Genomic DNA, 12338 nt, shown 5'->3' on the forward strand with positions numbered 1-12338 from the left:
TTATTTAAATACCTGATTGAAAATTTGCAGAGATTTTGGTTTTTTAAAACTGCCCAAATGTAATTCAAAATATAACAATAGCATCGTTAGAAAGGATAGTCTTTGTTTTGAATTTAGTTTTACATTATCTAATTCATCAAAATTTGTGCCTAACAGCGCTTTTAAGACTGTTAAATTTTCACCTGAAATACTGTATAAATCTTGCTTTTTAGACTCAAATGACCCACTGTTTAAATTAAAGTACATGTGATTGACATCTGTTGTGTCAGGGTAAAACCCTAAGTGCTTGGTCAATTTAAGTAAAAATAATAAATGGAAATTTGAAAAATCATCTTTGGTATCAAGCCATCTAAACGTCGTTTCGATATAATTATAAAGGCTTAGATTTTCTTCTTCTTCTCGCAATACCGAAGCCAATACTTCTGCTAAAAACATCGTGATGGCACTTTTTAATACATTGGTGTGCAAACTGGTAAAACTATAATCTAGCCTTAGATCTTTTATGGTTTGCAGAGATTGATTTTCTCTGTAATTTTCTTCGATTTGAAGTTGAGAAAGCAACTGAAAATAGGCAACCTTAGAATGTCCTTTTTTACGATTTAAAACCCCTCGTAACAAATAGCTCACTACGCCTTTATGGGACGTAAAGCATTTAACAATAAGATCATTATCTCTATACCTTAGTTTCGAGAGAACAATAGCTTTGGTTTTAATTAACATGGAACCTGTTGTTATCTAACGATAAGCACTTTTAATACTTTAGTTTCAAAAGAGTCTAAATCTGATATTAAAAACAAATAAACACCCGAAGCGACAACATTACCTCTGAAGTTTTTACCATTCCATACACCAGTGCCTCCATCGATTGCAAAATTGTAGTTTGCTGAAGATGATCTTTGGTTGACTCTGGATTGCGCTTCGGCAACAAGATTGCCTTCAATATCTGTAATCTTAATATTTACATTTTCGGTCAACCCACTAACTTTTACACCATTATTAATATCATTTAAATCATCAAAACCTAAGATATTATATTCTGGTCTTACTGGGTTTGGATAAATATAGGCTTCTTCTAATGTTTCTTTGGGTTTAGTTCCGCCAGAAGAAAAAGACACCAAACCTCTGCTTGTTGCAAAATAGACTCTCCCAGATTCAGAATCTATGGAAATATCACTAATAGAATTTGACGGAAGTGGAGAATTATCGCTCGTAAAATGAAAGATTGTTTCTTGTCCGTCAGGTGAAAAATAAAACACTCCAGAATCTAAAGTTCCTATCCATTTATTATCAGATCCATCAATTTTTATATCTGTAATAAACTGACTGGAGAGTAATTCGGTAGGTATGCCATTTTCGAGAATCACAATTTCGTTTACAGTTGGTGCTGGATTATCGATAAAATTTGTCGTATTAAATAATACCCTTAAACCAGATGAAGTGCCTATCCAAAGTTGATTTCTACTATCTAATGCTAAGGCTGTCACTTGAGCTGTTGGCATGTTTTGTTCTTCATTGAAAAGGTTTTTAATCTGATTCGTATCCGTATCATAACCAATAACGCCGTTGTTATAAGCCGATATCCATTTCATTCCACCAGTTCCAACAACGATGTCACCAAAGCCGCTTTCATCAAATATATAATCTGAAATTAATTCTGAAAAACTATAACCTTGCCATTGATCGGTTGAAGGGTCATAAGATTTTAAAGGACGCTCAACTTTTGAGGTCATCGTCCACAATACACCATTACTATCAAATTGAGATGCTGCTTGTCTAATTTGAGGTACATTAGGTAATGGGATTTCCAATCCGCTATTATTTTCATCATACAAAATTGTAGCTTGCTCATCGTTCATTTCAAGAATTCCATCTATAAATGAGCTGATATAGACCTGACTGGGATTAAAAGGATTAATTGCTATATCACATAAGTTTCTGGCATTTAATAAGCTATCAAAAGGAATATTGTTCCACGCTTCTTCTCTGTAAACACTAATGCCTCGACTTCTTGCTGGTGATGGATTAAATGATACCGTATAATCTCCATAAGTGGCCCATAAAACCCCATTTCCTGCTTGAATTTTAAATGCATCATTACGTGAAGGTCCCTCTGGTAAAATGATCTCAAATGGTTCACTACCATCATCAATAGTTTTTAAAACCCCTGTACTGTTTGTGCCGATGTAAATATGATCTTCCAGAAATGTTGCGCAGGTAAAACTGGTATCAAAATCAGCATTGGTCGTAGCGGTTTGTAGTTGGTTGAAATTTTCATCATATAAAAAAACATCTTCAATCAATGTGACAACCAAGTGGCTATTGACAGCATTGACATCAACTGGCAAGGTAGGATATGTAATTAGAGGGTTAAGGTTGTCATTGATGAGTTCATGTAAAACATTATTTAATTGAAGTACATAAAGTTTACTCCCTAAGGTTTGAATCGCAGGGAAATTACCAACAGTTACAGTTGACCATTGTTGATAGTCAATTAAATTTGGATTATCTAGTGACGCTTTTCTCAGGCCATTTCCGGAGCTACAGGCAGCATATATCGCGTTATTGAAAATGGCTGTTTGGTTGATGACAATCTGACTTCCTCCGTTACCAATAAAATAGGTATCACCAAATTGTAACTGATTTAAATCGTATATGGAAATTCCGTAATCTGTTGAAATATAAACAAGGCCATTATCTTCATTGAAATGGTTGATGTGCTTAAGTGTTGGAGAAATTGACTCTTTCTCAAGAATATCAACAACCGATAATATTTCAGAATTAGAATCAAAAACAATTTCTATCAATCCAGACTCGTATCCTATCATTAATAATTCGAAATCTTCACTATAAGTAATCGTCGAAATATTACCTCCTGACAGACCATTAATTGTGGTTAAAGTTTCTATTTCATTAGAAAACACGTCATAACTAAAAACTGCGTTTTCAGAAGCGGCAAAAATTTTATCATTCCCCTGGGTGATATCTTTGATTTCAAAAAATGAAAAATAGCCTTCCCAAAGTGTAGAAAAATCTTGAGAAACACCTTTAAAAGACATAAGGGCTAAAAGTATAAATACTATTCGCTTCAACATATTAATTAATTTTGTCAAATATATTTATATCTAACGACATTTTCTTCAATATCATATAAGACCTATTAATAAAAAAGCTTTCAGCGGTAAACTGAAAGCTTTTAATTTTATGTTGATACGTTATTAAACGACACCTTGAGCAAGCATTGCGTCTGCTATTTTAACAAACCCAGCAACATTTGCACCTTTAACGTAGTCTATATAACCGTCAGATTGTGTTCCATACTCCACACAAGACTCATGAATATCATCCATAATTTTGCGAAGCTTTTCATCCACTTCCTCTCTTGTCCAGTTAAGTCGTAAAGAGTTTTGGCTCATTTCTAATCCTGAGGTAGCAACACCACCAGCATTAGATGCCTTTCCTGGTGAGAATAACACTTTAGCTTTTTGTAAAGCAGCAATGGCTTCTGGAGTAGTTGGCATATTTGCTCCTTCTGCAACTGCTATAACTTTATTATCAATTAATTGCTTAGCCTCATCTCCATTTAATTCGTTTTGAGTAGCACATGGTAAAGCAATATCACAATTTACAGACCATGGTCTTTCGCCTTCATGATATGTTGCTGATGGATATTCATTAACATACTCGCTTATACGGCCACGCTTTACATTTTTAAGATTCATTATAAAAGCTAATTTATCAGCATCTATGCCTTCTGAATCATGAATATAACCACCAGAATCAGACATAGTAATTACTTTAGCACCTAATTGTGTTGCTTTTTCACAAGCAAATTGTGCCACATTTCCTGAACCTGAAATAATAACTGTTTTTCCTTCAAATGAATCGCCATTAGTTGCCAGCATATTTTTAGCAAAATAAACACAACCATAACCTGTTGCCTCTGGTCTAATTAACGACCCACCGTAGCTAATTCCTTTACCCGTTAAAACTCCTGTAAATTCGTTTTGTAATCTTTTATATTGACCAAATAAAAATCCTATTTCGCGTCCTCCTACTCCAATATCTCCTGCTGGCACGTCGGTATTAGGTCCAATATGTCTAAATAACTCAGACATGAATGATTGGCAAAAACGCATAACCTCATTATCACTTTTTCCTTTAGGGTTAAAGTCAGATCCTCCTTTTCCTCCTCCCATTGGAAGTGTTGTTAAAGAATTTTTAAACACTTGTTCAAACCCTAAAAACTTAAGAATACTTAAGTTTACCGACGGGTGAAAACGAAGACCACCTTTATATGGTCCGATAGCAGAGTTAAACTCAACTCTGAAACCTCTATTTACCTGAGTGTTTCCTTGATCATCAATCCATGGCACTCTAAAAATAATAGTTCGCTCTGGTTCAACCATACGTTCTAAAAGCATTTTTCCTTGATATTTCGGATTTTCCTCAATAAAAGGGATAACAGTTTCTGCAACTTCGTGCACAGCTTGTAAAAATTCAGTCTCATGACTGTTTTTATCTTTTACAAGATTTAAAAAAGCTTCAATTTTATCTTTCATGTATTAAAGTATTATTAATCGATCTTGATTTTTGTACTACAAAGATACATTATCTTTAAAATGTACGTACTTTTTTTTTAATATTCTCAATAGAAGTTTAATACACTATTAAATTATCATTATACCGTTGTTCGGATATTTTTACATTTCGTCTAATCATTTGGTAGTTCATCCAGTTTTTATATATTTGTTAGCAAACTAGCCCTCAGCAAAATATGACCTATGACGCTTAATTTTAAACAATTAACATTTATATTCGTATTCATACTTGGTATAAACGAATGTTATTCGCAGCTTGGTTTTTCACACGAAATTGGTGTTATAGCTGGTCCAGTAGCCTTTCAATCAGACTTTGGTGTAAGGCAAGATTTTGAAACTAACTCAGGTAATACTGGTATTGGGATTGGGATTGTTCATTACATTAATTTTGCTTACAGAGCAGATTGTAACTGCTATTCTACAGATACGTATTTCAACGATCATTTTAAATTAAGAAATGAAATTTCTTGGAATAAAACCAAACTCAATCACTTTGGAAAATGGGTAGATGCTTCCAGAACTAGTGCAAATGCTGAACGTTTACGTCGTCACTCTGGAGTTGCTCAAAACTTTGATATTGGTACTCAAATAGAGTACTTTCCTAAAAGTATTAGAGATTTTCAAGGTTTTGCATATTCTTTTGCACCTTTTATTAGTCTAGGTGTACACTTTACATCCTACAATCCTACAGTTGAAACCACATATGGTGATGGTAATATTGAAAACATGAACAATTTCTATCAACCATGGGTTAATGCTGCTAATCCGGACACTAATGATGATCCTTTTCTATTTAATGGAAGTGGCACTGGATGGTCTGTTGTAGGTAGTGTTGGTACACGTTATAAATTAACGGTTCTCTCTGATTTGATGGTCGATTTAAGATGGCAATATTACTTTAATGATGAAATTGATGGTTTAGATCACAATCTGAGTTCTAACAAAGCTAATGACTGGCTTGTTTGGCTAAACTTTGGATACATCTATTACCTCGATTAAAACAACTTATAGACATAAAAAAAAGACCAAGCCATCATAGTTTGGTCTTTTTTATTTGAACTTAAAATACTATTATCCTATTGCTTGTTTTAAATCGGCAATTAAATCTTCTTCATCTTCGATACCTACACTCAATCTAATTAAAGAATCTACAACTCCCGTTTTCTCCCTTTCTTCCTTAGGAATACTTGCATGTGTCATACTCGCTGGATGACCAGCTAATGATTCTACACCACCTAAAGATTCTGCTAAAGTAAAAATCTTAAGATTTTCTACAATTTTGATGGCTTCTTCGTAATTGTTGCCTTTAGTCGTAAAAGATACCATTCCTCCAAAATCATTCATTTGAGCTTTAGCGATGTCATGATTTGGGTGACTTTCAAATCCTGGCCAGTATACGGCTTCAATTTTAGGATGGTTATTTAAAAATTCGGCAACAGCTCTACCATTTTCACAATGACGTTGCATTCTAATGTGTAATGTTTTAATTCCTCTTAAAGCTAAAAAGCTATCCTGAGGACCACAAACAGCTCCACTTGCATTTTGTATAAAATACAATCGGTCAGCCAGGTCTTTATCTTTTACAATTAGTGCTCCCATAACCAAATCACTATGACCTCCAATATACTTTGTAGCCGAGTGCATGACAATATCAGCGCCTAAATCTAATGGACGTTGTAAATATGGCGTAGCGAAAGTATTATCTACAGCTAATAATAACTGATGTTTTTTAGCAATCGCTGCTGTAGCTTTGATGTCAATAATATTCATCATTGGATTGGTAGGTGTCTCTACCCAAATGAGTTTTGTTTTCTCATTGATATAGCGTTCAATATTTGACACGTTTTCCATTCCTATGAAATGAAATTTAATTCCGAATTTCTTAAAAATACTCGTAAACAATCTATAAGTTCCTCCATAAAGGTCATTCGTTGAGACCACTTCATCTCCTGGTTCCAACAGCTTAATCACAGCATCAATAGCTGCTAACCCAGATCCAAAAGCTAATCCATGTTTTCCGTTCTCAATACTGGCAAAAGCATTTTCTAATGCATTTCTGGTAGGATTGTGCGTTCTGGAATACTCGTAACCTTTATGACCTCCAGGTGTAGATTGCGCGTAAGTTGATGTTTGATAAATTGGAGGCATGACACTTCCGTAAGCTGGGTCGTGTTCTTGTCCTCCATGTATTGTTTTTGTGTTGAATTTCATAAGTTATTGTTCTGTTTTTTCTGAAAATCATAAGTCGGAAAATGACTAAAATCATTTCATTGCCTTATAGCAAACAACAAATTTAAGGTTTAATTCGTTGTATTCAAATCTAAGTAATACCTTTATTGAATGTTTAACAGAATCTTGGATATTTTGAAAAAAATCAGCCTGCTATTTACCCTATTAGCCTTAGTTATTTCTTGTAATAAAGAGGTGAAAATCGATTTTACTGAAACCCATATAGAAACTTCAGAAGCTGCTGATATTTCTATCAATTTTCCTAAAGCTGAAGGGACCGAAATTATTGCCAATCGTATTAATAATACGCTTCAGAATTATATCATCAACCAAACTAACATTTCAGAAGATTCGTTAGAACATGTATCTATCCATGATGCAATTTCTAGGTTTAATTACGAGTTTAATAGTTTTAAAAACGATTTTCCAGAGTCATCTCAACAATGGGAAGCGTTTATTGATGGTGAGGTCACCTATAGTTCACCAGAAATTATTTGTATTGCAATAAATTCTTATCTCGATACTGGAGGTGCTCATGGAAATACCAATGTGAGGTTTTTTAATTTTAATCCCCAAACTGGTACTGTGTTAAATATGAAAGACCTAATAAGCAACCAGGAAGGACTTTCAAAAATTATAGAACGTGAGCTATTAAAAAATATTAAGAACGACACTGAAAATCAACCAACTGAAGATGTTTTCTTTGGAAAAGACTTTCAACTACCAGAATCAATAGGCTTTAGTGATGAAGGCCTAATTGTGTTATATAATCCTTATGAAATTGCCGCATATGCTCAAGGCATTATAGAGTTTACAATTCCGTTTACAGAGGTTAATTCGTTTTTAAACGTAAATTAATCTGCATTTTGGGATAATCGCTTAATGATTGGTTCAACCGTAAGCCCTTGACCAATAATAGAAAATACGACGATGATGTAAGTCATGACTAAAAATAATTCGCGATGCATCTCTTCGGTTAAACTAAGTGCTAAAGCAATAGAAATACCACCTCTTAATCCGCCCCAAGTCATAATTAAGTTGGTATGTTTTACAAACTGTAGTTTTTTATCAAAGAATTTTATTGGTAGCCATAATGACACATATCGACTTAGTAGCACAAGCGGAACAGCAATTAAACCTGCCAGTATATAATCTAAACTAAAGGTAAGTACCAGCATTTCCATCCCTATCATAACAAATAAAATGGTATTGAGTAACACATCGATTAATTCCCAGAACTTATCAACGTAAGTTTCGGTAATTTTAGACATGGCCGATTGTCTTACGGTATCATTCCCTACAATTAATCCAGCAGTAACCATGGCTAATGGTGCAGATAAATGCCACTGGTGAGCTAACAGGCTTCCTCCCATAACTGTCGCAATGGTTATAATTACCTCAACTTCGTAATCATCAATAGACTTTAGTAACTTATAGGTGATGTATCCTAAAATGAGTCCTAATGCAATACCTCCCAAAACTTCTTGTCCGAATAACTTAGCAATCTCACTAAATTCAATAGCGGCATCTGGCTTGGCAGCAATAGCAAAAATGGTTAAAAACACAACCACACCAACACCATCATTAAATAAGGATTCACCAACAATTTTAGTTTCGAGTTTTTTAGGTGCACCCGCTTTTTTTAAAATGCCTAATACAGCTATTGGATCTGTTGGAGATATTAATGCTCCAAACAATAAACAGTATATAAATGACACATTAAGGTTTAAAAGCTGAAGTAAATAATAGGTTAATATTCCGACCAAAAATGTAGATACCAAAACGCCGAGAGTTGCAAAAACCATCACAGGCCATCGCTGGATCTTCAGCTGGTTAAAATTAGTATGTAAAGCGCCTGCGAAAAGCAAAAAACTCAACATGATATCGAGTAAGACTGTTTTAAAGTCAATTTGTGAAATGAGTGCTTTTTCTCGTAATAATAAAGTATCATCAAACTGTCCGATAGCCACAACGATAATTGTAAAAACAATGGTGATGAGCATTAACCCAATGGTAATGGGTAGCTTTAAAAACTTAACATTGATATACCCAAAAAGTGCTGATAATACAATTAAAACCGATACAATTGCATAATAATCCATAGGTCTCTAAATTTTCGATAAAAGTAACTATTTTTCTTTTGAAATCTATTTACTTTGCACAATGGAAACTCATAAAATCCCGCATTGAGTTATATCAATATTTGTAATATCACCATGAAAAAAATATACCATCTAAAAACTTGTAGTACCTGTGTAAGAATTATTAAAACTTTAGACTTACCTGATGACGTTATATTTCAGGATATTAAAACTGAAGAGATTACAGTAAAACAACTAGAAGAACTTGCAAAATTAGCTGGTAGCTATGAGGCGTTGTTTAGTAAGCGCGCTAAACTCTATAAAGACATGGGGTTAAAAAATCAAAATCTCACTGAAAAGGATTTTAAGCAGTACATTTTGGAGCATTATACGTTTTTAAGCCGACCAGTTTTGGTTTATAACGATCGAATTTTTATTGGTAATAGTGCAAAAACAGTAGAAGCCGCAAAGGCTTTTATCCACTCTAATGAATAGCAGGAAGTTTGCAATTATAGCATTATCGTTAGTTCAGCTTTTATATGGTTTGAATTACACCTTTGCGAAGTTTCTCATCAACGAAGGGTTTATAAAAACTTTTGGATTAACCCTTTGTCGCGTTGGTGGAGCTACGCTCCTATTCTGGATATTTGGCTTCTTTTTCAAAGCTGAAAAAATTGACAAAAAAGATTACTTTACCTTCTTTCTTGGAGCTGTATTTGGTGTGGCCATAAATATGCTCCTATTTTTAAAGGGCTTAGAACTTACGTCTCCAATTCACGCCTCAGTGATTGTTACAACAACGCCAATTATCATTTTGGTTTTATCGTCTTTCTTTTTAGCTGAAAAAGTAACAAAACTCAAAATTCTGGGAGTTGTTCTCGGGTTTTGTGGTGGAATTCTACTAACCGTTTTAGGGAAATCTACTCGTGTGGGAGATAATGTTCCCTTAGGAAACCTCTTTATTTTCATCAATGCGATTTCCTATAGTATTTACATCATAATTATTAAGAAATTAACGGCTAAATACCATCCATTTACATTTATTAAATGGCTATTCTTATTTGGACTACTTATGGTAATTCCTTTTGGATACACCGAAGCTTCTGAAATACAATGGCACACCTTTACACCTTATGTCTGGCTTTCGGTAGCCTTTGTCGTCATTGGAGCAACATTTGCAACCTATGTTTTAAATCCGTTAGCATTAAGATCGCTTAAAGCGTCCACAGTTGGAGTATTTATTTATCTTCAACCTGTAATTGCTGGTGTATTTGCGATTCTTATGGGAGTAGACGTTGTAAGTCCAGTAAAAATTATTGCGATGTTACTTATTTTCTCAGGCGTTTATCTGGTGTCTAAAAAACCAAAAGTATCAGCTTAAATTTTTAGGGACTTTCCCTTCAACTCTGGTATCTTCTTTGGTAAGCGTTTTAAAGTTTTTGGTTCTTGGAAATAACTGTGAAAATTTCAATAAGGCTTCTGGCAAGGTTGTTAGTTTTCGGGTTTTTAAATCTATCCAGGCGCCTAACATATCACTTGAGGCTAAATGTTCGCCTTTATCATTGTAAAAATTATGCTCAAATTTAAAGAACATTCCATCCTCACTTAAGCCAGATAATTCTAGACTTACAGTAACAGGTTTTCCTATAAATGACTCTTTATAGTAATAAGTATGTTCATAAAATACAACTGGTCCAACACCATGTTTTGAAAGTGTTTCCATAGAAAATCCGTATTCTATAAAAAAGCCCATTCTGGTATGACTCATAAAGTTGGTGTAAGCCGAATTGGCTAAATGACCATTCGCATCAATATCACTCCAGCGTATTTCAAAATTCTTTTTGTACATCAATATTTTTTTTAAGGCTGCAAAGTTATAGTTTTTTGATAATGTGAAGCTATGATTTATAACTTTATGATTTTGCTTACCTTTGCTCAACTTTTAAAATTCGTTCATGATACAATCAATGACTGGTTATGGTAAATCTGTTATACAGCTACCAACCAAAAAAATTTCAATTGAAGTCAAATCACTAAATAGTAAAAACCTTGACCTCAACACACGTATGCCTTCTATGTATCGTGAAAAAGAATTAAGCATTAGAAAACTAATTGCTTCAAAGTTAGTGAGAGGTAAAGTAGATTTCTCGTTATACATGGAAATCACAGGTGAAGAAACCTCAACACAAATCAATAAAACGGTTGTTAAACAGTACATCAAACAATTGAGAGAAGTTGTTGATGGCGATACTACCGAATTATTAAAAATGGCGATTCGTTTACCTGACGCAGTAACGACCGAACGTGATGATATTGATGAAAATGAGTGGAAGCAGATTGCTGAAGTTATTGACAATAGCTTAGAGAAGATTCAAAAATACCGATTGGATGAAGGCAAAAGTCTCGAAGCCGATTTTATCAATCGTGTTGAAAATATTTCGAAATTGTTAGACGACGTTATTGCTATGGATCCTGATCGTATTGAAGGTGTTAGAGAACGTTTAAATAAGGGGATTTCAGAAATTAAAGAGAAAGTAGACGAAAACCGTTTTGAACAAGAACTCGTGTATTACATTGAAAAATTTGACATCACCGAAGAAAAAGTGCGCTTAAAGAATCACTTAGATTACTTTAAAAAAGCTTTAAAATCTGATGATTCTAATGGAAAAAAATTAGGATTTATCTCTCAGGAAATGGGACGAGAAATTAATACTATAGGTTCAAAATCTAATTATGCACCAATGCAAAAACTGGTGGTTCAAATGAAAGATGAACTCGAAAAAATTAAGGAACAGTTATTGAATGTGCTGTAATATACATGAACTTTAAAACAAACTTGTGTCAGAAATAAAAAATAAAAAAAGAGGAAAACTAATTGTCTTTTCAGCACCATCAGGTTCAGGAAAAACAACCATTGTTAGACATTTACTCAAACAGAAAGAACTTAATTTAGAGTTTTCAATTTCAGCAACATCCAGAGAAAAACGTGGTAATGAAATTCACGGAAAAGATTATTATTTTCTAGACATCAAAGATTTTAAAAACCGAATTAAAAATGATGAGTTTTTAGAATGGGAAGAGGTATATCGCGATAATTTCTATGGCACATTAAAAACGGAGATTGAACGCATCTGGGGAAAAGGCAAACATGTGATTTTTGATATTGATGTGTCTGGCGGACTCAGAATCAAAAAGAAATTTCCTGAGGAAACCATCGCTATTTTTGTTAAGCCACCAGATCTTAATGAACTTATTATAAGGCTTAAAGAACGTGGTGAAGAAAGCGAAGATAAAATTAGCATGCGTGTTGCCAAAGCACCTGCCGAACTCGCTACAGCGCCTTTATTTGATAAAATTGTGCTCAATAAAGATTTAGATAAGGCACTTGAAAACGCTTATACTTTAGTTTCAGATTTTATTAAACAATAAA

12 protein-coding genes are annotated in these 12338 nt (G+C 33.8%); 6 read left to right on the plus strand and 6 right to left on the minus strand.

Going from position 1 to position 12338, the window contains the following annotated elements:
- From recO to gdhA, 3 genes are all read right to left on the minus strand, one after another.
- Positions 1 to 720: a DNA repair protein RecO gene (recO, locus tag H7350_RS02550; protein ID WP_204344300.1), complete on the minus strand. Its 720-nt coding sequence runs from the start codon at positions 718 to 720 to the stop codon at positions 1 to 3.
- Positions 721 to 731: 11 nt separating this feature from the next.
- Positions 732 to 3092, minus strand: coding sequence for a type IX secretion system anionic LPS delivery protein PorZ (gene porZ / locus H7350_RS02555; RefSeq protein ID WP_204344301.1), 2361 nt, complete (start codon positions 3090 to 3092; stop codon positions 732 to 734).
- Positions 3093 to 3215: 123 nt separating this feature from the next.
- Entirely contained in the window at positions 3216 to 4559 is a 1344-nt protein-coding gene (gene gdhA / locus H7350_RS02560) for an NADP-specific glutamate dehydrogenase (RefSeq protein WP_204344302.1), read from the minus strand.
- A 222-nt stretch (positions 4560 to 4781) separates the two neighbouring features.
- Between gdhA and H7350_RS02565 the strand changes: the two genes are divergently transcribed.
- The gene (locus tag H7350_RS02565) at positions 4782 to 5597 is read left to right on the plus strand and encodes a THC0290_0291 family protein (RefSeq protein WP_204344303.1); all 816 of its coding nucleotides are present in this window, start codon (positions 4782 to 4784) and stop codon (positions 5595 to 5597) included.
- Positions 5598 to 5669: 72 nt separating this feature from the next.
- Here H7350_RS02565 and H7350_RS02570 read toward each other — a convergent pair whose 3' ends face one another.
- Positions 5670 to 6809, minus strand: coding sequence for a cystathionine gamma-synthase (locus H7350_RS02570; RefSeq protein WP_204344304.1), 1140 nt, complete (start codon positions 6807 to 6809; stop codon positions 5670 to 5672).
- A gap of 129 nt (positions 6810 to 6938) precedes the next feature.
- On the opposite strand from H7350_RS02570, the gene H7350_RS02575 reads away from it, so the two are divergent.
- Positions 6939 to 7685 (plus strand): DUF3298 and DUF4163 domain-containing protein, encoded by a 747-nt coding sequence (locus tag H7350_RS02575; RefSeq protein WP_204344305.1) that lies wholly within the window; start codon positions 6939 to 6941, stop codon positions 7683 to 7685.
- On the opposite strand, the gene H7350_RS02580 is transcribed toward H7350_RS02575, so the two are convergent.
- Positions 7682 to 8929: a cation:proton antiporter gene (locus tag H7350_RS02580; protein WP_204344306.1), complete on the minus strand. Its 1248-nt coding sequence runs from the start codon at positions 8927 to 8929 to the stop codon at positions 7682 to 7684. The genes H7350_RS02575 and H7350_RS02580 overlap by 4 nt on opposite strands.
- A gap of 114 nt (positions 8930 to 9043) precedes the next feature.
- On the opposite strand from H7350_RS02580, the gene H7350_RS02585 reads away from it, so the two are divergent.
- Together H7350_RS02585 and H7350_RS02590 are read left to right on the plus strand one after the other, a co-directional pair.
- Complete coding sequence (locus H7350_RS02585) at positions 9044 to 9403, plus strand: arsenate reductase family protein (RefSeq protein ID WP_204344307.1); 360 nt, start codon at positions 9044 to 9046, stop codon at positions 9401 to 9403.
- Entirely contained in the window at positions 9396 to 10289 is an 894-nt protein-coding gene (locus tag H7350_RS02590; protein WP_204344308.1) for a DMT family transporter, read from the plus strand. The genes H7350_RS02585 and H7350_RS02590 overlap by 8 nt, the downstream gene beginning before the upstream one ends.
- On the opposite strand, the gene H7350_RS02595 is transcribed toward H7350_RS02590, so the two are convergent.
- Positions 10281 to 10757 (minus strand): acyl-CoA thioesterase, encoded by a 477-nt coding sequence (locus tag H7350_RS02595; protein WP_204344309.1) that lies wholly within the window; start codon positions 10755 to 10757, stop codon positions 10281 to 10283. The genes H7350_RS02590 and H7350_RS02595 overlap by 9 nt on opposite strands.
- 106 nt (positions 10758 to 10863) lie before the next feature.
- Here H7350_RS02595 and H7350_RS02600 point away from each other — a divergent pair, with 106 nt between their 5' ends.
- Both H7350_RS02600 and gmk read left to right on the plus strand, forming a co-directional pair.
- Positions 10864 to 11721, plus strand: a complete 858-nt coding sequence (locus H7350_RS02600) for a YicC/YloC family endoribonuclease (protein WP_204344310.1) — start codon at positions 10864 to 10866, stop codon at positions 11719 to 11721.
- A gap of 25 nt (positions 11722 to 11746) precedes the next feature.
- Positions 11747 to 12337 (plus strand): guanylate kinase, encoded by a 591-nt coding sequence (gene gmk, locus H7350_RS02605; protein WP_204344311.1) that lies wholly within the window; start codon positions 11747 to 11749, stop codon positions 12335 to 12337.
- Position 12338 lies beyond the last annotated feature (1 nt).

It is taken from the genome of Psychroserpens algicola, from assembly GCF_014526325.1.
GTDB classification, from domain to species: domain Bacteria; phylum Bacteroidota; class Bacteroidia; order Flavobacteriales; family Flavobacteriaceae; genus Psychroserpens; species Psychroserpens algicola.